Genomic DNA, 22,347 nt, shown 5'->3' with positions numbered 1-22,347 from the left:
CTGATTGCCCCCTTCATTGCGAAAGCTCCTTCGACCAGTTGATGGCGTTGACGTAGACACCGAGCGGATTGGCGCGCAGCTTGTCGGCGGTGCGCGGCAGTTCGATCACGACGGTGAGGATGGCGGTCCAGCGCTCGGTGGTGGACAGTTGCCCGTTCTCGTAGCGGCGCTCGACCCAGGCGACGCGAAAGCTCTCGGGCGAGGCGCGGATGACGGAGGAGACATCGACGGCGACCTGCACCTTGCCGACCTTGGTGAACGGGTCGTTGGCGCGGGCGTAGTCGTTGAGCGCCACGGCGCCGCGATCGGTCGTGAACTCGTAGGCGCTGAGCCAGTTCTGCCGCACGATCACGGCATCGGCCGGGATCGAGCGGACGTTTTCGATGAAGCGGGCGAGATGCCAGGCGATCTGCGGATCGGTCGGGTGATAGTCGGCGATTGCCGGCGCCACCGCCTGTGCCTCGCCAATCCTGTCGATCTGCACGACCCACGGAACGACGGTTCCGCGTGTCGATTGCCAGATCAGCGCCGCGGCAAAACCGCCGGCGAGCAGCAGCGAGCCGAAAGCCATCAGCCGCCAGTTTCTCGCCTGGACGCGGGCGGAGCCGATCCGCTCGTCCCAGACTTGGGCGGCTCGTCTGTAGGGTGTTTCGGGCTCTGGCGCTCGGGCATAGCGCACGGAGGCGCGTTTGAACGGGTTCATCTGTGGTCATCCTGATTGAGGGAAACGGACATGGAACCGCCGCCGTGATCGCCGGAGCGGACGGAGTGGGCGGCAGTGCTGACACCATGCTGGAAGGCTTGTTTGCGCTGCATGCGCTCGGCCCAGGCCGGTGGCGACGCGGATTGCGCGGCTCCGCCTGCACTCTCGCCCGCAGCACCTGCCACGCCGGCACCGACATCGTTGCCGCCGCCCGTGGCCTTCCAGGCGGCCGACTGCCCTGCCCCGTAGCTCGACCGCAGCGTTTCGCTGGACCGGCCGGTGGCTTCTTTCGCCTTGCTCATCACAAAGCCGGCGCCGGCCTTGGCCATACCAGCGAAACCTGCCGCGGCGCGCCCGGCGCTGCCAGCATCGGAGGAGGCGCTGGCGAGGCCGTAGGCGGTGCTGGCGCCACCGGCGACGGCAGCCCCTCCCCGCATCGCCCCACCGACGGCGCCGGCCGCCGCACCGATGCCCGCGCGGGCGCCGACATAGCCGGCGGCACCAAGCCCCGCGGCCGCAAGACCGGTTCCGACCGCTGCCCCCGCGCCAAGCTGCGGTGCGCCGGAGACGAGGCCAGTGGCAATCCCTGGTCCGAAGATCGACAGGCCCATCAGCGCTAGCGCGCCGAGCACCAGCGACAGCGCCTCGGAGATCGTCGGCTGATCGGAAAACCCGGCGGTGAATTCACTGAAGAGACGCGAGCCGATGCCGACGATGATGGCGAGCACGAGGATCTTGACGCCGGAGGCGACGATATTGCCGAGCACCTTCTCGGCGAGGAACGCGGTCTTGTTGAAGAACGCGAAGGGGATCAGCACGAAGCCGGCAAGCGTGGTGAGCTTGAACTCGATCAGCGTGACGAAGATCTGGACTGCCAGGATGAAGAAGGCGACAAGCACAATCACCCAAGCGGTCAAGAGCACGAAGATCTGCACAAAGTTCTCGAAGAAGCTGACATACCCCATCAGGTCACCGGCGGCCTGCAGGATCGGATTGCCGGCATCGATACCGACCTGGGCAACGCGGCCGGGCTGCAGGAGCTCGGTGCTCGAGAGCGAGGCGCCAGCCGCCTTCAGACCAAGACCGGAAAAGCTCTCGAAAACGATCCGCGCGAGATTGTTGAAGTTGCCGACGATGTAGGCGAAGAAGCCGATATAGAGGGTCTTCCTCACGAGACGCTGGATGACATCTTCATCCGCACCCCACGCCCAGAAGAGGCCGGCCAGCACAATGTCGATCGCGATCAGCGTCGAAGAGAGGAACGTGACTTCGCTGCCGAGCAGGCCGAAGCCGGAATCGATATAGGAGGTGAAGGTCTCCAGGAAGCGATCGATGATGCCGACATTGTTCATGGCTTCACCGTGCCACCGGCACTCGATGCCGGCGCCGTCGGCCGGTCGGACTCTGCAGGTTTCAGGAAGCGGCGGCGGCTTTCCATCCAGGCTTTCAGGCAGGCTTTGTCCTTGAGCGCTTCGGGACCGAGGTCACGGCAGCGCAGCAGTTCCTGTCGGGTCCCGTCGATCTGAGGCTCGCCGCCCGGATCCAGCGACCGGAAGACGGGGGTCTCTTCCGGTCCCTGTCGTTGGCTCATCGCCATGAGCGTCGCGGTCAGTCCTGCTCCAATGGCAAGCACAGCGGTCATCCGGGCGGCGATCTTGAGATCCATGGTCGGAAGCTCCCTACTGATGGAACATCTGGACGCTGGACGGGCTATAGGCGGTGCCGGTCATGAAGCGGCTGAACTGCTCGCGCGCCTGCTCCTGGGCAGCGGCTTCGCGCGCCTTCTCGAGCGCTTCCGCCCTGCCCTGCGCAGCCAGCATGGCGGTGAGATCGGACATTTGCTTCGCCTGCACCGCGAGCAGCTGGTTGCCGGCCTGAGCCGCCTGCAGAACGCCGACGGCGGACTGGCTGGCGGTGACCAAGGTAGAAGTCTGCGCCTGGGTGCTGGCGATGCCATTGACGGCGACGGCGCCCGTCTTCAGGGAATCCTCGAAGGCCGTGACCGACTGCTGCCAGCGTTCGCGCGCCGACGTCACAAGCTGGTCGTTGTTCTTACTGGTGGCGAAGGTCTCGTAGGTAGTGCTGAACTGCTGATCGATGTTTTGGACGTTGTAGGCAAGCTGCTCGGCCTGATCGAGCAGGCTTTTCATCTCGGAGAAATTGCCCTCGATCTGAGAAAGCATCGACGTCGGCAGGCTGGTCAGATTGCGGGCCTGGTTGATCAGCATCTGCGCTTCGTTCTGGAGTGAGGTGATCTGGTTGTTGATCTGCTCCAGCGCGCGTGCAGCCGACAGCAGGTTTTCCGTATAGTTCTTCGGATCGAAGACGATCAGCGCATGGGCCGGCCTCGGCAGAGCCGTGACGGCAACTATGGGCGCCAGCATCGTGGTGGCAAACGCAATGGCGAGTGTGCGGCCGGCATGGCCGGTGCGGAAAACAGATCGGGTCATCGAATGGTCTCCTCTTCAGGGGATGGCTGGATTGGAATTTGGTCACCGGCATCGGTTTCAGCGGGCACGGCGACATTGGCGAGGACTGGCACGAGACCGGCGGCCCAGGAGAGGCCGCGGGCAGCAAGCCAGACTTCCAGGAAGCGGGGCCGTTCGCCGTCTTCGACGAGGTTATTCATCGCCGCATGGGCGGCCTTATCGGAGGCGGCGCACAGCGCCAGCGCCACCGCGCCCAAGCCCAGCTCGAAGAGCCGGTTGCCGCGCCGGGACTGGCAGTAATAGTCACGCTTCGGCGTCGCACGGGCGACGATCTCGATCTGCCGGTCGTTGAGGCCAAACTGACGGTAGACGTGCGTGATCTGGGGTTCGACAGCGCGCTCGTTGGCGAGGAAGATGCGTGTCGGGCAGCTTTCGACCAGCACCGGTGCGATCGGTGAGGCTTCGATGTCGGCAAGCGACTGGGAAGAGAACACCACGCTGACATTCTTCTTGCGCAGCGTCTTCAGCCATTCCTTGATCTTCTGGGCAAAGCCGCCGTCGTCGAGCGCCCGCCAACCCTCGTCGATAATGAGCAGCGACGGGCGACCATCGAAGCGCGCCTCGATGCGATGGAAAAGATAGGCGAGCACAGCAGAGGCTGCCCCCGTCCCGATCAGGCCTTCGGTTTCGAATGCCTGGACGGAGGCATTGCCGAGCCATTCCATCTCCGCATCGAGCAGACGGCCATAAGGACCGCCGATGCAATAGGGCCGAAGCGCCTGCTTGAGCGTCGTCGACTGCAACAGCACGGTCAGGCCGGTGATGGTGCGCTCGGCAACAGGCGCGGAGGCAAGCGAGGTCAGTGCGGTCCAGAGATGCTCCTTGACCTCCGGTGTGATCGGCACACCTTCGCGGATCAAGATGTCGACCAGCCAGTCGGCCGTCCAGGCGCGTTCCGGCGTGTCATGGATGCCGGCGAGCGGCTGCAGCGCCACCATGTTGAGAAACGATGTACCATCCGAGATCGAACCGCCGAGATCCTGCCAGTCGCCACCCATGGCGAGTGTCGCCGCCCGGATTGAACCGCCGAAGTCGAAGGCGAAGACCTGGCTATGCTTATAGCGACGGAACTGCAGCGCCATCAGCGCCAGGAGCACGGATTTGCCGGCACCGGTCGGACCGACCACCATCGTATGGCCGACATCACCGACATGCAGCGAAAAGCGGAACGGCGTCGCCCCTTCGGTTTTGGCGTAGAAGAGCGGCGGCGCATCGAGATGCTCATCGCGCTCCGGCCCGGCCCAGACCGCCGAGAGCGGGATCATATGGGCGAGGTTCAGCGTCGAGATCGGCGGCTGGCGGACATTGGCGTAGACATGGCCGGGAAGGCTGCCGAGCCAGGCCTCGATCGCATTGACGGTTTCTGCGATGCAGGTGAAATCGTGGGACTGGACGATCTTCTCGACGAGCCGCAGCTTTTCCTCGGCGATGCGCGCATCGGCGTCCCAGACAGTGACGGTGGCGGTAACGTAGGCTTCGCTGATCTGGTCGGTACCAAGGTCCTGCAGCGCGGCATCGGCCTCGTTCGCTTTGTTCGCGGCATCGGAATCGACGAGTACAGACTGTTCGTTGGTGAGCACCTCTTTTAGGATCGCAGCAATCGATTTGCGCTTGGCGAACCACTGCCGCCGGATCTTGGTGACAAGGCGCGTCGCGTCCGTCTTGTCGAGCATGATTGCGCGTGTCGACCAGCGGTAGGAGAAGGCGAGCCGGTTGAGATCATCGAGAATGCCGGGAAAGGTGATGGTCGGAAATCCGATCACCGTCAGCGTGCGCAGATGGACGTCGCCGAGCCGCGGCTCCAAACCGCCGGCCAGCGGCTGGTCGGCGAGCAGCGCATCGAGATGCATGGGCGTTTCTGGCACCCGCACGCGGTGGCGTGATACCGAAACGGTCGAATGCAGGTAGGTCAGCGTCTCCTCATCTCCGAGCCAGCCGGCTTCCGGCACGAAGCCTTCGAAGAGATGCAGCACCCGGTCGGTGCGGTCGACAAAACCTTTCAACAGCTCCCATGGATCGACACCGGAGCGTTCGCGCCCTTCATAGAGCAAGGCCTCCATGCGTGAGGCTTCTTCGGCCGGCGGCAGCCAGACGAAGTTGAGGAAATAGCTGCTCTCGAACAACAAGCCGCTTTCCTCGAACTGCTCACGCCGCTCGACATCGACCAGGGCGGAGGCCGCGTCGGCAAACAGGCTCTCGGGATAGTCATTGGCGGGATTGCGCTGCGCCTCGACGAAGACGGCCCAACCGGAGCCGAGACGGCGGAGCGCGTTGTTGAGGCGTGCAGTCGTTGCCACGAGTTCTGCTGGCGTGGCGCTATCGAGGTCGGGCCCGCGAAATCGCGCGGTCCGTTGGAACGAGCCATCCTTGTTGAGGACGACGCCGGGGGCAATGAGCGCCGCCCAGGGCAGGAAATCGGCGAGGCCGGCATTCTTCTTTCGGTATTCGGCAAGGTTCAACATCGTCGGACCTCACACGCCAAGATGCGCCGGATAGCGCAGGTGCCGGCGGCCGACATCGACGAACTGCGCGTCGCGCCTCGCCGCCCAGACCGCCGCGAAATGGCCGATCGCCCAGATTGCCAGTCCGGCAAGCCAGAGGCGAAGCCCGAGACCGACGGCGCCGGCGAGTGTGCCGTTGACGATCGCGACCGCCCGCGGCGCACCGCCAAGCAGGATTTGCTCAGTCAGCGCGCGGCGGACCGGTGCGTAATAGCCGCGGATCTCATCATGTTCAGAGCCGAACGCCGCCATCAGACCAAAGCCCCGCCGCCGAAGGAGAAGAAGGAGAGGAAGAAGCTCGACGCCGCAAAAGCGATCGACAGGCCGAAAACGATCTGGATCAGCCGGCGGAAGCCGCCGGAGGTATCGCCGAACGCAAGTGCGAGGCCCGTGGCGATGATGATGATCACCGCGACGATCTTGGCGACTGGCCCCTCGATGCTTTCGAGGATTTTTTCGAGTGGTTCCTCCCAGGGCATGGACGAACCGGAGGCATGCGCGGGCAGCGCAGTCATCAACGTGATGGAGGCCAGCGTGGTCGCCAAAATGAGACGTCGGCGGGCTCTCTCAAATAGAAAAGCTGCGGGCAAGGTCATGTGTCTTCTCCTTTCGGGAGCGGTTGGTGATCGGGAGGAAGGTGGGCGTTGAGGGTGCGGTAGTCGCCGGTCACCGGATCGAGCCCGTCGACAAACGCGATCTCGGCAAGCCGGCGGGCAACGCCGCGGCCGGAGAGCACGGCAATGAGGTCGATGGTGTCGGCGATCACCGCCCGGGGCACCGTGACGACCGCTTCCTGAACCAGTTGTTCTAGCCGCCGCAGCGCACCGATTGCGGAATTGGCGTGAATGGTGCCGATGCCACCCGGATGGCCTGTGCCCCAGGCTTTCAGGAGATCGAGCGCTTCGGCGCCACGCACCTCGCCGATCGGAATGCGGTCGGGCCTGAGGCGCAAGGACGATTTGACCAGATCGGACAGCGAGGCGACGCCGTCCTTGGTTCGGAGCGACACGAGGTTCGGCGAGGCGCATTGCAGCTCGCGCGTGTCCTCGATCAGCACCACCCGATCGGAAGACTTGGCGACTTCGGCGAGCAGCGCATTGGTGAGCGTCGTCTTGCCGGTGGAGGTGCCGCCGGCGACGAGGATGTTCTTGCGCCGTTCGACCGCGAGGCGCAGCACATCTGCCTGGGCCTCGGTCATGATCCCGGCATCGACATAGTCGGAGAGCGTGAAGACGGCGACCGCCGGTTTGCGGATGGCGAAGGTGGCTGCCGAAACGACGGGAGGAAGCAAGCCTTCAAAGCGCTCGCCGGTTTCCGGAAGCTCCGCCGAGACACGTGGGTTCCCGGGATGCACCTCGGCGCCAACGTGGTGGGCGACAAGACGGACGATGCGTTCTCCGTCGGCGGCGAGCAATGTCTCGCCGGTGTCAGCAAGCCCATCCCTTAGACGGTCGATCCAGAGCCGGCCGTCCGGATTGAGCATTACCTCGACGACGGCAGGGTCTTCGAGGTGACGGGCGATCGACGTCCCGAGCGCGGTGCGCAGCATGCGCGCGCCGCGCGACATCGCTTCCTGGTTCTGGTGATGGTGTCCCGACATGATGTCCCCGCTTCCGGCGATCGGCCAGGCGGCGGATCGCGACGGGGACAATCAAGAAAGGTAGAAATATGCGATCAGCAACAAGATAATCGAGCGCGTCGTAGCCTGGCGTAAGCGCTCGTAAAAATACTTGCGCTGCCGTATGCGCGTTCGCAGATGCGTGGCAGGCGGCGATTTAGTCGACACAACGGAAAGTTTCGACGGAAGGTCGATCGTGCCTCAACAGCTCCACCGAAACTTCCATCGGAAGGCCTTCAAGCTCGCGCTAACGCATCCTCACGAATGGATTTCGTGGAACTCCTGGGAAACAAAAGCAACTGACACCAACGTCCGATTTGTCGACTATGCGACACTGTGGTTATCACTGGTGTTCTCGCTCCTACTCTAACCATTGAAGATTATCATCTCGGCCCCTCCTCAGCTCTACACTCATAGTTGGCACGACATTTGCAGTACCGTGTTCCACGAATAATAGCGCCCAGTGCTTTTTGATCGCCACGTTCATTTACCCTGGACCAGAAGATTGAGCGCCTAGCTGTTGGGAAGACCAATCATGCGTATTGTGGAAGGACACGGTGAGGCTATCGGACACCATGGCGAGCTCATCCAGGGCGTTTTTGAGGACTGGGAAGGAAACCTGCACCGAGGTCTCATTTCGTTGCCATGCCGCCACCTCAACTCGAAGGCAGAATTTAGGCCGCGGGATGAAGCCGGAGTGTCGGTCACGCCCATACATCGCAAAAAGTCAAAGCTGGCCGTAGAACTCTCGCTCGAAACGCTTGGGAGAGGCGGGACCGGTGGGCACCTGGCCATTGCCAGCAACATTCCCATTGGACGCGGCATGGGTTCGTCCACTGCTGATGTACTAGCCAGCATCTTGGCAGTTTTTGATTCTCTGCACAGCCCGCCAACGCCCGACATTGTGATGGAAATCGCGGTGCGTGCCGAAATGGCATGCGATTCTACATTGTTTTCGCAGGTGGCTGTGCTCTTCGCGCAACGCGAGGGCAAGGTGATCGAGGCATTCAGGAACCCGCTCCCTCCCATAGACCTGATCAGCGTCGATACGGCAGCCGGCCAAACCATTGATACGTTGGCATTCAAGTCTGCGCGATATAGCTCCTCCGAGATTGAACTCTTCCGCCCGCTGCGGAGTGCCCTGCGGAAAGCGCTCGAAGCTTCCGATCTCGATCTGCTTGGCCGAGTTGCCACGGCAAGCGCCCGGATCAATGAGAGGTTCCTGAGAAAACCGAGGCTGCACGAGATCGAAGCGATCGGCGCTCGTCATGGTGCAGTTGGTATACAGGTCGCACACAGCGGAACAGTTGTTGGCCTGATGTTCGACCCAACGAAAGAGAAGAGCGCGGGAAACGTAGAGCTTGCAAGGCATGACCTGAGAATCTCGGGTTTTGAGTCCTCAATCATCCCTCACTGAAATCCAACCTTTGGAGAACAGATGTGTCGAACCGAACTTTAATGCGGAATCTTGAGGATTTCGAGAATCCCCGAATCGCTAAGTTAAGCGATGGTCTGTATGGCGCCAGCTTCTTTCTTATGAAACTGCTCCCTGCGCGGTTCATCCTTGAGCGAGCAGTGGAGCGAGGATTACTGAAACCAGGCGCCACAATCTGCGAGTCCTCGTCCGGCACTTTCGGTCTTGCGTTGGCTATGCTTGCGGTACAGCATGGTTACAAATGTATACTGGTTAGCGACTGGGGGCTCGACCGACACCTTCATAGGCGGCTTATGCGGCTTGGCGCACACGTAGAAATTGTCAAGGAGCCCGCGCTCACCGGTGGAATTCAACAGGCGCGGTTGAACCGACTCGCGGAATTCCTAAAAATGACACCCAATAGCTATTGGCCTTCCCAATACTCCAACCCGGATAACCCGCTCTCATACGCCAAATTCGCCGAACAGCTTATCCACCGACTGGGAAAGATCGACTGCTTGGTTGGTCCCGTAGGCTCGGGGGGCTCCATGTGCGGCACGTCCAAGTTCCTGAGGGTCCCCTTCCCCGATTTGCATGTCGTTGGAGTTGATACTCCAAATTCCGTTCTGTTTGGGCAACCAATCGGTACGCAAGAAGATCTTAGCGGGCTAGGGGGTGAGATCATTCCGTCTAATGTTAATCACAGCCACTTCAATGAAGTTCATTGGGTAACGCCCGCCGAGGTTTTTGATGCAACTCACGAGCTTCTTCGGGATCACTCGCTATACATGGGCCCGACAAGCGGTGCGGCATATAAGGTCGCCGATTGGTGGTCTCGCAAGAATCCCGAAAAGAAAGTCGTTGCTATCTTTCCTGATGAAGGTCACAGGTACGTCGAAACTGTATATGATGAAGAGTGGCTCTCAACTGTTCCTAACTGGTCTGGGAGCCTGCGGCAACAACCAGTTGAAGTCGCGGCTCCCACAGAAGAATTGACGGCTTGGTCCTCCTATCCTTGGGGGAGACGAACACTCCGTGATGTACTCTCGGGCAGCATCGAACGTTTATCTAGCCAATCAGTGAGCCCACACCGACAACCGGTCAATCGACTCACTCTCGAATCCGACACGCTCCCACTTAGCGCCGAAGCGGCTGACGCCCATCCGGTAACGACGTTGCAGGAGCTATCTCCCTTTGACCATTCGAAAGTTGCCCATCTACAGTTGGAGGCCGAGCAAGAACAATTTGTCGATCCTCTAGAAGCATCCTTTTTAGAGCTTCGAAATGCCTCGACACCTGGGCTGCATCACGCTTTCGCTATAGTGGCCCGCGATGAAACTGTTGGCTTTTTTATCCTCCGCGAGGGAGCGGCCGTTCCGGAATGGGCGCCGCCGCAGGTTTTCACTCTGCACAGTCTCCGGGTGGGCCGGGCATACCAGGGCAATGGGTATGGCAGGGCGGCCGCTCAACTTGCCGCGCAATGGATTTTGGCGAATCGGCCGTCCATCAAACGACTCATGCTGGGCGTCAATGTCCGCAACGTGACTGCCAGGCTCGTATATCTCAATGCGGGCTTTCGAGATACAGACGTTACTTATCAGGGCCCGGCAGGGACTCAAAACATCTTCGAACTAGAATTGGTTTAGGGAAATGAACGTGAGCTCTAAACGAGCGCATCGTGTTTCCCGACCGTGTGTCTTGCTGGCACTGGTGAGTACCAGCCTTACGGGAGGCGAGCTTTACGTCGCAGGCGCGTTTAGCTGTCGCAAACATGGTGTTGCTCAGAAACCAGACCAGGGTCAGATTCACGCAACTTTTGGGAGCTTGCCGAATGCCGCGGAGTGTCCATAGGCCGCTACACGAGAAGATCCGAGAAGAGATCATGCAGCGCGTCTTCGCAAACCACTATAAGACAGGGCAGCAGCTGCCATCTACTGCTGAGTTGGCGAGAGATTTCAAAGTAAGTGCCATAACTATCAAGCGAGCGCTCCAAGACCTTCAGCGAGCTGGAATATTGCGAACGAGTCCAGGGCTCGGAACCTTTGTGCGAGAGAGCTGTAGGATGCTTTGCAACCTCGACTTCTTCCTCAGCGAACTCACTGAACCTCAGCGCGTGCGGCTAAAACCTAGGATTCAGTTGATTTCAGTAACAAGAGAGAGAATTAGAATTCCTGCCTTGAGTGTGTTCAAACCTCCATGTGGAGCAATGCTTTGTTTACGAACAATCATATCAGCCGACGGAACGCCCATCATGCTTGATACTTCCTTTATGCCGCTTTCCTTGACTGACAAGGCTGTTGACGAGTTCGGCCACAGGCTGGTAAGCGAGATATTGCGAGAGCAAGGAACAGAGTTTCACAGGCCGAGACTGCTTATAGATGCCGCGCCAGCCTCGATCGAAGCACGGGAGGCATTCGGAATTAGCGTTGGATATCCAACACTCCGACGCTTGTATCACTTGCCAAGCAGCAATCCTCGCTTCTCAGTCTTTGGAGTTTCCGTGTCCCCATTCGACCGGCTGGCGTTGCACCAGCGAGCTAGCGATACCCAGTGGTCGCGGTAGGGACGCTAGCAGGCTTCTCTGATTGGGGTCGATGAGGTTAAGCTTTTCCTGTCATCCGGATCACGTCGCCCCGCGGGCCACTCGCTCTCTTCGCGGTCGGCGCGCAGCCGCCGCATGATGGGGTTAGGAGAGCGAGGCATCTCAATCTGTTGAACGACCTCGGAGAATTCGCCCAGGATCGTGCCAGCTAACGAGATCGCCTTGCTAACGTTCCCACGGGAACGATCCGGATCACCCTCTCGGGCGAACGTCTGTGTGTAAGCGACAAGCTGACCCCATCTGGCGTCAGTAGCGTTGGCCGCTGTATTGCGGACAGACGATTCACAAACTGTGAGCTTCTATGTCTGCGCCTAGCTCTGGAACTAGAAACTTCCATATGATCGAGGCTGTTCCGGAACGGCTTGAGGGCGCCCCACGGCAATTTCGGCGCCGCTGGTCCGATGATTTTAAAGCGCGGGCTGTGGCTGAGGCAATGTAAGCGGTTAGCCGGTAGCGTTGGCGTTGAAGTTCCATGGCATGAGCAGCTCAATATCAGCGGCTGGCCAGCGATTTGCGATGCGGGTGAGCGTTTGAGATAGCCAGGCAAGCGGATCGACGTTGTTCATTTTTGCCGTCTGTAGAAGTGTGGCGATCGTCGCCCATGTCTCTCCGCCTCCCTCGCTACCGGCAAAGAGGCTATTCTTCCTCGTAATGGTTTGGGGCCGGATGGCACGCTCGACGATGTTGGAGTCGATTTCGACGCGACCGTCCGTCAAGAAGTGCTCCAGCGCCTCCCGGCGTGTCAGGGCGTAGCGTATCGCCTCAGCAGTCTTGGACTTTCCGGAGACTTTGGAGAGTTCCTTCTCCCACAAGTGGAAGAGATCGGCGACGATGCCAGCGGACGTCTCCTGACGGCGCCTCGCGCGCGTTTCGGCATCACTGCCGCGGATCTCGTCTTCAACCTTCCAAAGCCCCGTCATCGCTGTGATCGACGCCGTTGCAGCGTCATTAATGCCGCCGACATGCAGCTCGTAGAACTTTCGGCGTAAATGTGCCCAGCATCCGGCCAGCTTGATCGTTTCATTGCTGCCGGACTTGCCGCGCTCCTTGAGCATGCTGGTATAAGCCGAGTACCCATCCACTTGCAGGATGCCACTAAACCCGGCGAGATGACGCGCGACACACTTGCCACCCCTGCTGTCTTCGAAGCGATAGGCAACCATCGGCGGGCCAGACCCGCCAAACGGTCGGTCATCGCAAGCGTAGGCCCATAACCACGCCTTCATCGTTCTACCAGAGCCGGGAGCCAGCGTCGGCAAGGTCGTCTCGTCTGCAAATATCCTCTCACTGGCTTTGATACGCTCCAAGATGTAATCCGCCAAGATCCGCAGCTCGAAGCCCAGATGCCCCATCCATTGGGCCATCAAAGAGCGGCTGAGAACCACGCTGTCGCGCAGATAGATCGCCTCCTGCCGGTAGAGCGGAAGGCCGTCGGCATATTTCGACACAGCAATATAAGCCAGCAACCGTTCGCTCGGCAGCCCACCTTCGATGATATGCGGGGGTGCCAAAGCCTGCAGCACGCCGTCACGTTCGCGGAACGCATATTTCGGGCGGCGTGTGACGATGACCCTGAACTTCGGCGGTATGACGTCGAGCCGCTCGGATCGGTCTTCACCGATCAGAACCTTTTCCAAGCCTTGGCAGTCGTCGGGGATCTCCGGCTCAATCACTTCCTCGATGCGTTCGAGATGGGCGGCAAAACCTTTGCGAGGCCGCGCCTCCCTTTTTGGCCGCTCTTTGCCCACTTGGCCGAGTTCGCTATCAATCGCCGCAAGGCCAGTCTCGACCTCCTCAAAAGCGAAGTCTATCTGCTCGTCGTTTATCGCCAGCCGCAGTCGCTCGGAGCGTGTACCGTTTTGGGCCCGCTGCAAAACCTTCAAGATCGCCGTCAAAGTGGTGATCCGCTCGTCGGCTTTCTGTTGGACAGCCTTCATTCGGGCAATTTCGGCGTCAGTCGCAGCCTTCTCTGCGTTCAAAGCGATGATCATCGCTTTCAGCGCATCGACGTCGTCAGGAAGGTCGGGACCGGGTAAAACCATGCGCGTAATAGAGCATAAAATCAGCCGATTTCCCAACACTTACAGCAACATGATTCATCTTGCCGCACATCGTCATCAGCCGATCGAAAGTGGCCGCCGCACCTTGGCGGAGCGGATCTTTTTCCAATCCATTCCGGCCAGAAGTGCCATTAATTGCGCATGGTCGAGACGGACGCGGGCAGCAGACGGGACAGGCCAGCAGAAGCCATTTTCCTCGAGTATTTTTGCGTAAAGGCAGACCCCACTGCCGTCCCACCAGACAATGCGGATCCGGTCTGCCCGTTTTGAGCGGAATACATAAAGAGCACCGCTAAAGGGGTCGAGGCCGCCATCCCGCACCAGGGCCATCAACGACGCAGCGCCTTTGCGGAAGTCGACCGGTTGGCACGACACATAGACCACGACACCCGAAGCGATCATGCTTGCCGTACCGCCCTGACAATGCCGCTCAGCAGCGCCGGATCGATCGAAGCGCTGACGCGAAGTGTCGTGTCGCCCACCTGGATCTCGACAGTGTCCGTCCGCACCGCCTCGAAACGAGTAAACGCCTCATCGTTTTCGGTTGCTCTCAGGCGCTGAACCGAACCAGATGCGAGGGCTACTCGCCGCCATCCAAAGAGCTGCGACGGGTCCATTCCATGGGCACGCGCGACCGCAGAGACATTCGCGCCCGGAGCCAGCGCTTGTTCCAGGATCAGAGCTTTCGCCTCATCTGACCACGACTTCGGTTTCCGCCGCGTTCGCACCGGCTCCGCCGTCAGAATTTCGAACGTACGACCATGATTCATATCTTCACTCATAGGATTCCCAGCATGATTCATGCTGAAAATGAGTGATTTTCTATCTGGATGCTACGTGGGGTCGCCTATGCGCTTACGAGGCAATGGAGCCCGGCGCAAGCGTCTCAGCCATTGCGCATCGCATCGGCATACATCCCTCGCAGCTATTTGGCTGGCGTCGTGATGCTCGTGACGGACAACGATCCTCCTCGCAAGATCGGGCTGGTCAGACGGAGACTGGGACGATTGGCACACGTGCGATGATCGAGCTTATCATCGGCGACGTCGTTATCCGGGCCGACGCAGATATCGGCGAAGCACACCTGCAGCGGGTGATCCGAGCGGTGCGGTCGGCATGATCCCGTCCGGCGTGAAGGTCTTTCTTGCGAGCCATCCCATCGACTTCCGAAAGGGGCCGGACAGCTTGCTTTCGCTGGTACGGGATGCTGGCAGTGATCCGTTCAACGGTGCACTTTATGTCTTTCGGGCCAAGAGAGCAGACCGAGTCAAGATCGTGTGGTGGGATGGCTCCGGCGTTTGCCTCTATGCGAAGCGGCTGGAAAAAGCCCAGTTCTGCTGGCCCCGGATCGGCCATCATCGCGTCCAGCTCAATCATGCCCAGCTTCTGGCTTTAGTCGACGGAATGGACTGGAAGCGGGTTCGATCCACGCCGGTGAAGCCTCCCGAGATTGTTGGGTAAAACCGCTGCGGCGAAGTGAATCAGGTCCCTGAAAGCATGGGCGGAGCGCGGCAAAATATGCTCTGATCATACCCATGACGCGGCCCGAGATTGAGCTCCCGGATGATGTAGAGGCTCTCAAAGCCATGGTTCTTGCCATGGCCGCAAAAGCAGCCCGCGTCGAGGCTTTGGAGAAGCAGGTTGACGATCTAGAGGCCCGCAACGCGGACGCCGATGAGCGCATCGAGCGGCTGACGCAGATCCTGAAGGCTTTCGATCGCGCCCGATTTGGCCGACGCTCGGAAAGGCTTGCATCATCCACCGTCGATGACGAGCAGCATGCCTTTGTCTTCGAAGAGATCGAGACCGGCATTGCGACGATCAAGGCTCAGGTCACGAAAGGCCGCGGTAGCGCGGACAGCAAACGCGCTCCGCGGCCACGCAAGGGCTTTGCGCCTCATCTTGAGCGCGTCGAGGTCGTGATCGAACCGGAAGAGCTTCCAGAACATGCAGGTAAGACCAAAATCCTGATTGGAGAAGACGTCTCCGAGCGGCTGGATGTCGTGGCAGCGAAGTTCCGTGTCATCGTCACCCGCCGGCCGAAGTATGCCTTTAGGAACGAGGATGGTGTCGTCCAGGCGGCGGCTCCGGCACATATCATCGAAGGTGGCATTCCGACGGAAGCACTTCTGGCCCAGATCGCCGTTTCCAAATATGCCGACGGGCTGCCACTCTATCGCCAGGAAGCCATCTACGCACGCGACAAGGTCGAACTCGACCGCAAGCTGATGGCTCAATGGATGGGCAAGCTGGGGTTCGAGCTCAATATCCTCGCCGATCAGCGAAGACGGCATGGCTATGGGCGTATGCCAGGGATGACCGGACTTTTGGGGGCAGCGGTCCACCGATGGTAGCCTATCGCTTCGAGGACAGTCGAGCCACCGAGTGTGTCGCACGACACCTGAGCGGCTATCGTGGAATCCTGCAGGTCGACGGATATGCCGCTTATAACAAGCTCGTCCGGAAAGATGGAGGCAATGACAGCGCCATCCTGGCCGGCTGTTGGTCGCACAGCCGGAGAAAGTTCTACGAGTTGCATGTCGCAAAGAGCTCGAAGGTCGCTACAGACACCGTCGAGCGTATGGCGAGGTTATGGGAGATCGAGGAGCGTGTGCGCGGCCAAAGCCCTGAAGCTCGTGTCGCTGCACGCCAGGAGATCTCCGCAGCGATCGTCCGTGACCTCTTCACTCTCTGGCAGGCGACCCTGCCACGGGTCTCTGGAAAATCCAAACTCGCCGAAGCTCTGCGGTATGCCATCTCGCGTCGAGACATCTTCGAGCGCTTCCTGACCGACGGCCGCATCGAACTCGACTCCAACATAGTCGAGCGAGCAATCAGACCCCAAGCGATCACGAGAAAAAATAGTCTATTCGCTGGAAGCGACGGTGGCGGCCGGACTTGGGCGACCATCGCGACGCTCCTGCAAACGGCAAAGATGAATGCAGTCGATCCGCAAGCTTGGTTGACCCAGACGCTTGAGCGCCTTGCGAATGGATGGCCCAGCAGTGAAATCGACGCGCTCATGCCATGGAACTACGCCGCCTGAACGGCCCCGGCTTGTCGCTTACGTCTGTGTTCGTATTTGTCCCTTTGTTCCTTGTTCATGTCGATGCGGACCGGCGGCTTCCTTTCCAAAGCGGAATTCGGTTCCGTCGGCCCACATGCGGTGCAGGATGACGGCCAGCTTGCGGGCTACCGCCACGCGGGCTCGCGCCATGCCGCGGCGTTTGGCGATGTTCATGCCCCAGGCACACAAGCTCGACCATTTCCTCGAGCGCACGAGCAGCGAATGTGCTGCCTCGTAGAGGGCAGTGCGGGCGAGTTCGTCGCGGCAGCAGCTGACTCTGCCCGGTATGTCGGTTTCACCGGACTGGTATCGCGCCGGCGTCAGGCCCAGATGCGCTCCCACTGCCCGCGAGGAGCCGATGCGGCGCTGCGATCAAGGTGAGACCTCTCTCCCGGATTGTCGCGCTGCTGACCGAACGCTCCGGCCGGTCGATCGTGGCGCGGAAGGTGAGCGCGGTGATCGGCCCGACGCCGGGCGCGCTCATCAGTCGCCGACAGACTTCTTCCCTCCTTGCGCACGATGTCGAGAACCTGCTTTGTCAGGCGGGCGAACTCCTTGAGCATGGAGCCGAGGATCGAACGCAGCGGCTCGACCATCACCATCGCCTCGGCGTCTGCCAGCTCGCGCACACCATTAGCAAAGGCAGTGCGCGAGGGCCTGCCAAGCTTGACACCAGCCTCGCGCAGGATGGCGCGTACCACGTTCTCTATCCTGCGCATCTCGTTCAGCACCGTGGGGCGGGCCACCAACAGCGCGCGCCACAACCGGCATTGCCGGCTCTTCACATGCACCTGCCGATACCAGCCCATGCGCATGATCTGCGCGAGCGCGCGGGCATCGTTGCGATCGGTCTTGTTGGGCATCGTCTTCATGGCCGCGTTGGCCTGGCGCGTCTCGATACAGATCGCAGGCAGGCCTTCGGCACACTATCCATGGTGAAGCCAGGGCCGTCAGCGAGCACGCTTCCAGCCGATGCGATCCAGCGGCAGATCGAGTTTCCGCAACGCATCGGACAAAGCCTGCGGTTCGCTTGCCGCTCGTGTTTCCTTCACGATCCGACTGCTCTCATCGATGACGCAAATCGCGGTCTCTTCCAAAGACACGTCAAGTCCGGCAAAATACTTCATGGCTGCTACTTCCCGATGTTTGTGGCGATTCACATCGACCACGCTCCCACATCCCGACAGGAGTAGCCGCCCGCAGTTAGGCGCGGCTGAGACCCCAATCACCCCATCTATTGAAGAAGTCGCTCGCCGCCGAGCCTTGGGCGTGATTCATAGGCTCCGAAGAGATTTGGGGGCAAGGCGGGCGCGGCGGCGACAATCGAACTGGGCGAGCTGTTCGCATCGGATGTGGCGCTCGAGCGCGGCGCCCAGCGTTTCCGCCGTGAAGGCGCTTTCGCGCGCCACATAATAATTAGCGGACCGATAGTGGTCGAACCTCCTCATCAACCCGGAGTTCCGATCATGTTCGACGCGCTCTTCAATTACCCTAAGGTTCTGGTACGTCATCAAGCAGGTCCGGCAGCTGACGAGCGACAGCGCTATCTTGTGCATCGCGCCACAGGGGATGTGGTTGCGCATGCCACCTTGCTGCGGACTGCCAGAGAACTCCTGATCGTCGCCCGATGGATCGATCTTCCGCATGACAGGCCTGTCACGCCTCAGGATATTCTCTCAGCGGGCCCAAAGGTGGGCCGCCCATCAGCTTGCCCAAGGTCGGGCGGGAGATGAACGATGGTCGCGACAACTGATCGTTCAGACCGCCACCGCGTGGCTCCGCTTCGAGTCGCCCGCTTTGCGTTCCCCATACCGCGCGCGTCGAAAACAATGCCCGAGGATGTCGAACGTCACGTTCGCAGCACACTATGGACGGGCACTAGTCCAGGTACGGCTGAGGCGTCATCGAGGTATCTCGTAGCGCACCATGCGGCTGGCGACAGGAAGACCGGCGCTTAGCATATGCTCCGAGCCATGCTTTCTGATCAACGTCGCTGGACGACAGGTCACAACGAGGGTGAGCATGACGGTGGCACGATTGGCCCGCGCTGCACTGCGAAGATCCAGTTACGGCGCCTAGGGCTGCGTGGTCTCTCGCGCAGCGCCGTCACGGTGATCGCCGATTTGGCGCTCGACTGTGCCTGAATTGGCGGCTACGCCTGCCCTCCACTAGAATAGGCCCTATCTTTGCCGCCTCGTTTGTCCGCTCCGGCGCAACCTTGTTGGAGATCGGCCAATTGTTGGGACAGGAGAAGCCATGAACGACTCATACGAAGGTGGACATCGAGGGCTCCGTAGCCTGAGCCTTCAACAGTCCGAGAGGCTTGCGATAAGGGTGCGGTAGACACTTTAGCAGGTAGCTGAGCATGCGCTAAGGCTCGAATACAAGTTCCAGCACCAGGCACGGCGGCGCGCCCAACTTGGGGGCGCTACAACTCCCCCAGGATTTTGGGTGGAGATGTCCTACAATCTGTATGCTTGGTACGATTATTGCTGCTTCCTTCTCGAGCCGGAACGGCCGCGCGAAGGTCGAGCCTAAGCGAGAACAGCTTGTTTTCAGTTTGAATGAGGCGTTGTGGAAGCTTTGTAGCTCACACACGCCGATCTGGCCGTTCTCGATCGCGGTTCACGAGACAGCGTTACACCTTCTGGGAGTACCGAAATGAATGAAATCAAATCACCCGCTGACGCGTATGTGAAAGTGCCCAGGTGGCATTTCAAAATGATGCGGGACCCCGCACGAAATACAGCAATAGAGGCAGCTATTGCATCTTGCAATGTCACTGGGAAGACTGTTGTTGAAATCGGAACTGGCGCCGGCCTTCCGGCGATGCTCTTCGCCAGATATGGGGCTCGAAGAGTATTCACATGCGAGATGGATGAGCGAATTGCGGACACTGCGCGGCAGATTATACACGCCAATCATTTGCAGGATTGCATTGCTGTGATTGCAAAATCCTCAAGGCAAGCAATCTTAGACGGCGACCTTCCTTCGGCACCTGACATCATCTTCACAGAGACATTAGACGCAGGAGTCGTTGGTGAGGGCTTTGAGGCGATCGCGGAGGACATCCGCCAAATCGCCAGTCCTACTACAGTTGTCATACCAGATCGGGTTCAGCAATTCGGGTTTCTATGCAGTGACGTACAAGCTTTTGAGGAAAATTCTGTGTTTGACCAATGCGGGGTTGATCTTTCTGGGTTTAACCTGTTTGCCGAACGTGCATACTTCACGGTTACCCAGATGCAGCATGATTTTGTGCGCCTCTCGCCAACTATTCATTTTAGGAACTATGACTATCTAAATCCAAACGCCCTGAATCCGGTTGAACACCGTGTCATCGCCCACAGCTCCGGCCTCTGCCACGGAATGACCTCATATTTCGATGCATATTTTGGGAAGTTCCTTGTCACTTCTAGAGATCTGAAGAGCCATTGGCCAATGGCTTTCCACCCTTTACGCGAACCTCTGCCGATCGAATCTGGACGGCATTATCGCTTGAAGGGGGACAAAACTGGGTTGATTGATTTGGTTTCGATATGAAGGATATCCTAACGAATACAACAATATAACGAGTTCGTTTGCGTTCTGAGTAATACACCAGCTCCGATCCTCGCAGCAAAGTCCGGCTTCCGTTAGCAATTTGCACCGCGCATACGCATGACAAAAGGCGGAGGCATACGCCGGCAGCGCTGTCATTTCGAAGATGGACAGGAACGCTGTCGCCCGCATGAACTGACGGCGGGACTGGCGAAATCGGGACATGGCGGACACGGTCATTCCTCTTCTCCTCTCGGAAGCGGTTGGCGGTCGGTTGGGGGATGTGCCGCAGGTGCGGTAGTCGCTGGTCACCGGATCGAGCCCGTCGACAAACGCGATCTCGGCAAGCCGACGGGCAATGCCGCGGCCGGAGAGCACGGCAATCAGGTCGATGGTGTCGGCGATCATCGCCCGGGGCACCGTGACCACCGCTTCCTCCACCAGCTATTGGAGGCGCCGGAGTGCGCCGATTGCGGAATTGGCGTGAATGGTGCCGATGCCGCCCGGGTGGTCGGTGCCCAGGCCTTGAGGAGATCGAGTGCTTCAGCGCCACGTACCTCGCCGATGGGGATGTGGTCGGGTCTGAGACGCAGCGACGATTTGACGAGATCGGAAGACTTGGCGACTTCGGCCAGGAGCATTGGTCAACGTCGTCTTGCAGGTGGAAGTGCCGGCGGCGGCGAGGATGTTCTTCCGCCGCTCGACCGCGATCTGCAGGACATCGGCCTGCGCGTCGGCCATGATTTCGGCCGCGATGTAGTCGGAAAGCGTGAAGACGGCGACGGCGGGTTTGCGAATCGCGAAGGTGGTGGCAGCGACCACGGGGCGGAAGCAGGCCCTCGCAGCGCTCGCCGGTTTCTGGAAGTTCCACGGAAACGCGGGGCTTCCAGGACGAACCTCGGCGCCGACGTGGTGGGCGACGAGACGGACAATTCGTTCACCGTCGGCGGCAGGCAATGTCTCGCTGGTGTCTGCCAGCCCTTCTCTCGACCGGTCGACCCAGAGGCGGCCGTCCGGATTCAGCATGACCTCAACCACGGCCGGGTCTTCGAGATGTCGCGCGATAGCAGGCCCGTGCGCAGCATGCGCGCGCCGCGCGAGATCGCTTCCTGGTTCTGATGGTGACGTCCCGGCATGTGGTCCCCGCTTCCGGCGATCGGCCAGGCGGCGGATCGCGACGGAGACATTCAAGAAAGGCAGAAATAAGCGCTCAGCAACAAGAGAATCCTGGGCGTCGTGGACGGGCGTAAGCGTTCGTAAAATACTTGCGCCGTCGTAGGCGCGTTCGCTGGCTGACGCGTGGCAGCCGTTGACTCAATCGACAAAACGGAAGATTTCGAAGAAGTTCTTGATAACCGGGTTGGAATTGTCCGGCCGCCAGCAGGCGATGTAGCCGAGCCGGACGCCGCCGTTGCCATCATGCACGGGCCGAAGGACAACGCCCTGCCCGAGGACAGGCTGCGTGTTTTCGCACTGCAGGCTGATCCCCTGCCCGCTCGCGACCTCGCCCAGGATGCTTTCCCGGCTCAGCTGCCGCGTGATGATCTCCGGATGATCGGAAGGTGCTGCGAGATGACTAAGGATGATATTGCGGATGTCGGGACCAGGATCATCGTGAGGCACAAGAAACCGCTCGCCCTTTAGTTCGGACCAATAGACGGTTGCCTTCTCGGCCAGCGCGTGGTCTTTCGGCAGGGCCACCATTATTTGCGCCGCCCAAAGCGGCATCGAATCCAGAAGCTCGGTCCTGCCTGTGTCGCCGAGAACGATGGCGAAATCGATCGTACCAGACATCACGCCGGCCTTGAGCTCGATATAGGAAGCCTCCAGCAGTTCCACCTCGACGCCAGGGAACTTGCTCCGAAAGGTCTTCAAGGCTGTACGAAAGCATCCCGATGACATCGACTTATAAAAGCCGACCACCAGACGTCCGGTCTTGCCGGCGCCGCGTGCCCTCGCCCGTTCGGAGAGCCGCTGAAATGCCTCGATGATACGCCGGGCGCCGACCACGAATTCTTCGCCTGTCGGTGTGAGCCGCGCCCCCGATGTGGCGCGGTCGAACAGAAAGACACCAAGCTCGTCCTCCAACTCTCGAATGCGCTTGCTTATGATCGGCTGGCGGACGTTCAACTCATGACCCGCCGCACTGAAGCTCCCGTTGCGGGCCGCCGCTACGACATACCGAAGATGGCGAAGGTCCATCTCTCTTCCTCACAATTATTCTTGTTTACGATCGACAGCCTCGTCGTCGTTTCCACATTGAGATCACTCCGATAAGGGGCTCCTCGGGAGGAGGCTGGGAAAAAGCCGCCCACCAAGCCCTCATCCACCAAGAGGCCATATGCCGGAGGCA

General features: G+C 60.1%; 19 protein-coding genes and 3 pseudogenes. 7 read left to right on the top strand and 15 right to left on the bottom strand.

What is annotated here, in order from left to right:
* Positions 1 to 13: 13 nt before the first annotated feature.
* The 8 genes from trbF to trbB form a co-directional block, all read right to left on the bottom strand.
* Positions 14 to 703: a conjugal transfer protein TrbF gene (gene trbF, locus CCGE531_RS08910; RefSeq protein ID WP_120663835.1), complete on the bottom strand. Its 690-nt coding sequence runs from the start codon at positions 701 to 703 to the stop codon at positions 14 to 16.
* Positions 700 to 2,055 (bottom strand): P-type conjugative transfer protein TrbL, encoded by a 1,356-nt coding sequence (trbL, locus tag CCGE531_RS08905; protein WP_120663834.1) that lies wholly within the window; start codon positions 2,053 to 2,055, stop codon positions 700 to 702. Before trbL ends, trbF begins: the two co-directional genes overlap by 4 nt.
* A complete protein-coding gene (gene trbK-alt, locus CCGE531_RS08900) occupies positions 2,052 to 2,369 on the bottom strand; it encodes a putative entry exclusion protein TrbK-alt (RefSeq protein WP_120663833.1) in 318 nt (105 codons plus the stop codon). Before trbK-alt ends, trbL begins: the two co-directional genes overlap by 4 nt.
* A gap of 13 nt (positions 2,370 to 2,382) precedes the next feature.
* A complete protein-coding gene (trbJ, locus tag CCGE531_RS08895) occupies positions 2,383 to 3,087 on the bottom strand; it encodes a P-type conjugative transfer protein TrbJ (protein WP_245459113.1) in 705 nt (234 codons plus the stop codon).
* Positions 3,088 to 3,149: 62 nt separating this feature from the next.
* Positions 3,150 to 5,654: a conjugal transfer protein TrbE gene (gene trbE / locus CCGE531_RS08890; RefSeq protein WP_120663831.1), complete on the bottom strand. Its 2,505-nt coding sequence runs from the start codon at positions 5,652 to 5,654 to the stop codon at positions 3,150 to 3,152.
* Positions 5,655 to 5,663: 9 nt separating this feature from the next.
* The gene (locus CCGE531_RS08885; RefSeq protein WP_120663830.1) at positions 5,664 to 5,945 is read right to left on the bottom strand and encodes a VirB3 family type IV secretion system protein; all 282 of its coding nucleotides are present in this window, start codon (positions 5,943 to 5,945) and stop codon (positions 5,664 to 5,666) included.
* Positions 5,945 to 6,289 carry a TrbC/VirB2 family protein gene (locus CCGE531_RS08880; protein WP_120663829.1) on the bottom strand — a complete coding sequence of 115 codons (345 nt, stop codon included), beginning with the start codon at positions 6,287 to 6,289 and terminating at the stop codon, positions 5,945 to 5,947. The genes CCGE531_RS08885 and CCGE531_RS08880 overlap by 1 nt, the downstream gene beginning before the upstream one ends.
* The gene (gene trbB / locus CCGE531_RS08875) at positions 6,286 to 7,293 is read right to left on the bottom strand and encodes a P-type conjugative transfer ATPase TrbB (protein ID WP_120663828.1); all 1,008 of its coding nucleotides are present in this window, start codon (positions 7,291 to 7,293) and stop codon (positions 6,286 to 6,288) included. Before trbB ends, CCGE531_RS08880 begins: the two co-directional genes overlap by 4 nt.
* A 553-nt stretch (positions 7,294 to 7,846) precedes the next feature.
* On the opposite strand from trbB, the gene CCGE531_RS08870 reads away from it, so the two are divergent.
* On the top strand, positions 7,847 to 8,728 hold the full coding sequence (locus tag CCGE531_RS08870) for a GHMP kinase (protein WP_120663827.1): 882 nt from the start codon (positions 7,847 to 7,849) through the stop codon (positions 8,726 to 8,728).
* A 41-nt stretch (positions 8,729 to 8,769) separates the two neighbouring features.
* Complete coding sequence (locus CCGE531_RS08865; protein WP_205586994.1) at positions 8,770 to 10,371, top strand: pyridoxal-phosphate dependent enzyme; 1,602 nt, start codon at positions 8,770 to 8,772, stop codon at positions 10,369 to 10,371.
* Positions 10,372 to 11,770: 1,399 nt separating this feature from the next.
* Here the strand turns inward: CCGE531_RS08865 and CCGE531_RS08850 are convergent.
* The 3 genes from CCGE531_RS08850 to CCGE531_RS08840 all read right to left on the bottom strand — a co-directional run bounded on the left by CCGE531_RS08850 (position 11,771) and on the right by CCGE531_RS08840 (position 14,157).
* Positions 11,771 to 13,369, bottom strand: coding sequence for an IS66 family transposase (locus tag CCGE531_RS08850; RefSeq protein WP_120663824.1), 1,599 nt, complete (start codon positions 13,367 to 13,369; stop codon positions 11,771 to 11,773).
* A gap of 75 nt (positions 13,370 to 13,444) precedes the next feature.
* On the bottom strand, positions 13,445 to 13,789 hold the full coding sequence (tnpB, locus tag CCGE531_RS08845) for an IS66 family insertion sequence element accessory protein TnpB (RefSeq protein WP_120663823.1): 345 nt from the start codon (positions 13,787 to 13,789) through the stop codon (positions 13,445 to 13,447).
* A complete protein-coding gene (locus CCGE531_RS08840; protein WP_245459029.1) occupies positions 13,786 to 14,157 on the bottom strand; it encodes a transposase in 372 nt (123 codons plus the stop codon). The genes tnpB (CCGE531_RS08845) and CCGE531_RS08840 overlap by 4 nt, the downstream gene beginning before the upstream one ends.
* A gap of 95 nt (positions 14,158 to 14,252) precedes the next feature.
* Between CCGE531_RS08840 and CCGE531_RS08835 the strand changes: the two genes are divergently transcribed.
* The 3 genes and pseudogenes from CCGE531_RS08835 (at position 14,253) to CCGE531_RS08825 (ending at position 16,433) form a co-directional block, all read left to right on the top strand.
* Complete coding sequence (locus CCGE531_RS08835; protein ID WP_097603757.1) at positions 14,253 to 14,507, top strand: transposase; 255 nt, start codon at positions 14,253 to 14,255, stop codon at positions 14,505 to 14,507.
* A complete protein-coding gene (tnpB, locus tag CCGE531_RS08830; RefSeq protein ID WP_003592504.1) occupies positions 14,504 to 14,848 on the top strand; it encodes an IS66 family insertion sequence element accessory protein TnpB in 345 nt (114 codons plus the stop codon). Before CCGE531_RS08835 ends, tnpB (CCGE531_RS08830) begins: the two co-directional genes overlap by 4 nt.
* Before the next feature lie 74 nt (positions 14,849 to 14,922).
* A pseudogene (locus tag CCGE531_RS08825) lies at positions 14,923 to 16,433 on the top strand (IS66 family transposase).
* 18 nt (positions 16,434 to 16,451) lie between these two features.
* Here CCGE531_RS08825 and CCGE531_RS08820 read toward each other — a convergent pair.
* Both CCGE531_RS08820 and CCGE531_RS08815 read right to left on the bottom strand, forming a co-directional pair.
* Positions 16,452 to 17,581: pseudogene (locus CCGE531_RS08820) on the bottom strand (transposase).
* Between the two features lie 147 nt (positions 17,582 to 17,728).
* A complete protein-coding gene (locus CCGE531_RS08815; RefSeq protein WP_120663821.1) occupies positions 17,729 to 18,100 on the bottom strand; it encodes a hypothetical protein in 372 nt (123 codons plus the stop codon).
* Positions 18,101 to 18,427: 327 nt separating this feature from the next.
* Between CCGE531_RS08815 and CCGE531_RS34195 the strand changes: the two genes are divergently transcribed.
* On the top strand, positions 18,428 to 18,598 hold the full coding sequence (locus CCGE531_RS34195; protein WP_162943870.1) for a hypothetical protein: 171 nt from the start codon (positions 18,428 to 18,430) through the stop codon (positions 18,596 to 18,598).
* A 517-nt stretch (positions 18,599 to 19,115) separates the two neighbouring features.
* Entirely contained in the window at positions 19,116 to 19,997 is an 882-nt protein-coding gene (locus CCGE531_RS08805; protein ID WP_120663819.1) for a 50S ribosomal protein L11 methyltransferase, read from the top strand.
* Positions 19,998 to 20,312: 315 nt separating this feature from the next.
* Here the strand turns inward: CCGE531_RS08805 and CCGE531_RS08800 are convergent.
* Both CCGE531_RS08800 and CCGE531_RS08795 read right to left on the bottom strand, forming a co-directional pair.
* Positions 20,313 to 21,130, bottom strand: a pseudogene (locus tag CCGE531_RS08800) (ATPase, T2SS/T4P/T4SS family); the annotation flags it as partial.
* 178 nt (positions 21,131 to 21,308) lie between these two features.
* Positions 21,309 to 22,196: a LysR family transcriptional regulator gene (locus CCGE531_RS08795; RefSeq protein WP_120663818.1), complete on the bottom strand. Its 888-nt coding sequence runs from the start codon at positions 22,194 to 22,196 to the stop codon at positions 21,309 to 21,311.
* Between the last annotated feature and the right edge of the window lie 151 nt (positions 22,197 to 22,347).

It is taken from the genome of Rhizobium sp. CCGE531, assembly GCF_003627795.1.
Taxonomy (GTDB): domain Bacteria; phylum Pseudomonadota; class Alphaproteobacteria; order Rhizobiales; family Rhizobiaceae; genus Rhizobium.
The sequence above is the reverse complement of the archived record's forward strand: the minus strand, read 5'-3'. Positions and strand labels throughout refer to the sequence as shown.

What these genes read in the sequence shown, in the direction of transcription:
- trbF (WP_120663835.1), bottom strand. Translation starts at nt 703, where the DNA reads ATGAACCCGTTCAAACGCGCCTCCGTGCGCTATGCCCGAGCGCCAGAG.
- trbL (WP_120663834.1), bottom strand. Translation starts at nt 2,055, where the DNA reads ATGAACAATGTCGGCATCATCGATCGCTTCCTGGAGACCTTCACCTCC.
- trbK-alt (WP_120663833.1), bottom strand. Translation starts at nt 2,369, where the DNA reads ATGGATCTCAAGATCGCCGCCCGGATGACCGCTGTGCTTGCCATTGGA.
- trbJ (WP_245459113.1), bottom strand. Translation starts at nt 3,087, where the DNA reads ATGCTGGCGCCCATAGTTGCCGTCACGGCTCTGCCGAGGCCGGCCCAT.
- trbE (WP_120663831.1), bottom strand. Translation starts at nt 5,654, where the DNA reads ATGTTGAACCTTGCCGAATACCGAAAGAAGAATGCCGGCCTCGCCGAT.
- CCGE531_RS08885 (WP_120663830.1), bottom strand. Translation starts at nt 5,945, where the DNA reads ATGGCGGCGTTCGGCTCTGAACATGATGAGATCCGCGGCTATTACGCA.
- CCGE531_RS08880 (WP_120663829.1), bottom strand. Translation starts at nt 6,289, where the DNA reads ATGACCTTGCCCGCAGCTTTTCTATTTGAGAGAGCCCGCCGACGTCTC.
- trbB (WP_120663828.1), bottom strand. Translation starts at nt 7,293, where the DNA reads ATGTCGGGACACCATCACCAGAACCAGGAAGCGATGTCGCGCGGCGCG.
- CCGE531_RS08870 (WP_120663827.1), top strand. Translation starts at nt 7,847, where the DNA reads ATGCGTATTGTGGAAGGACACGGTGAGGCTATCGGACACCATGGCGAG.
- CCGE531_RS08865 (WP_205586994.1), top strand. Translation starts at nt 8,770, where the DNA reads ATGCGGAATCTTGAGGATTTCGAGAATCCCCGAATCGCTAAGTTAAGC.
- CCGE531_RS08850 (WP_120663824.1), bottom strand. Translation starts at nt 13,369, where the DNA reads ATGGTTTTACCCGGTCCCGACCTTCCTGACGACGTCGATGCGCTGAAA.
- tnpB (WP_120663823.1), bottom strand. Translation starts at nt 13,789, where the DNA reads ATGATCGCTTCGGGTGTCGTGGTCTATGTGTCGTGCCAACCGGTCGAC.
- CCGE531_RS08840 (WP_245459029.1), bottom strand. Translation starts at nt 14,157, where the DNA reads ATGAATCATGGTCGTACGTTCGAAATTCTGACGGCGGAGCCGGTGCGA.
- CCGE531_RS08835 (WP_097603757.1), top strand. Translation starts at nt 14,253, where the DNA reads ATGGAGCCCGGCGCAAGCGTCTCAGCCATTGCGCATCGCATCGGCATA.
- tnpB (WP_003592504.1), top strand. Translation starts at nt 14,504, where the DNA reads ATGATCCCGTCCGGCGTGAAGGTCTTTCTTGCGAGCCATCCCATCGAC.
- CCGE531_RS08815 (WP_120663821.1), bottom strand. Translation starts at nt 18,100, where the DNA reads ATGCGGAAGATCGATCCATCGGGCGACGATCAGGAGTTCTCTGGCAGT.
- CCGE531_RS34195 (WP_162943870.1), top strand. Translation starts at nt 18,428, where the DNA reads ATGCTTTCTGATCAACGTCGCTGGACGACAGGTCACAACGAGGGTGAG.
- CCGE531_RS08805 (WP_120663819.1), top strand. Translation starts at nt 19,116, where the DNA reads ATGAATGAAATCAAATCACCCGCTGACGCGTATGTGAAAGTGCCCAGG.
- CCGE531_RS08795 (WP_120663818.1), bottom strand. Translation starts at nt 22,196, where the DNA reads ATGGACCTTCGCCATCTTCGGTATGTCGTAGCGGCGGCCCGCAACGGG.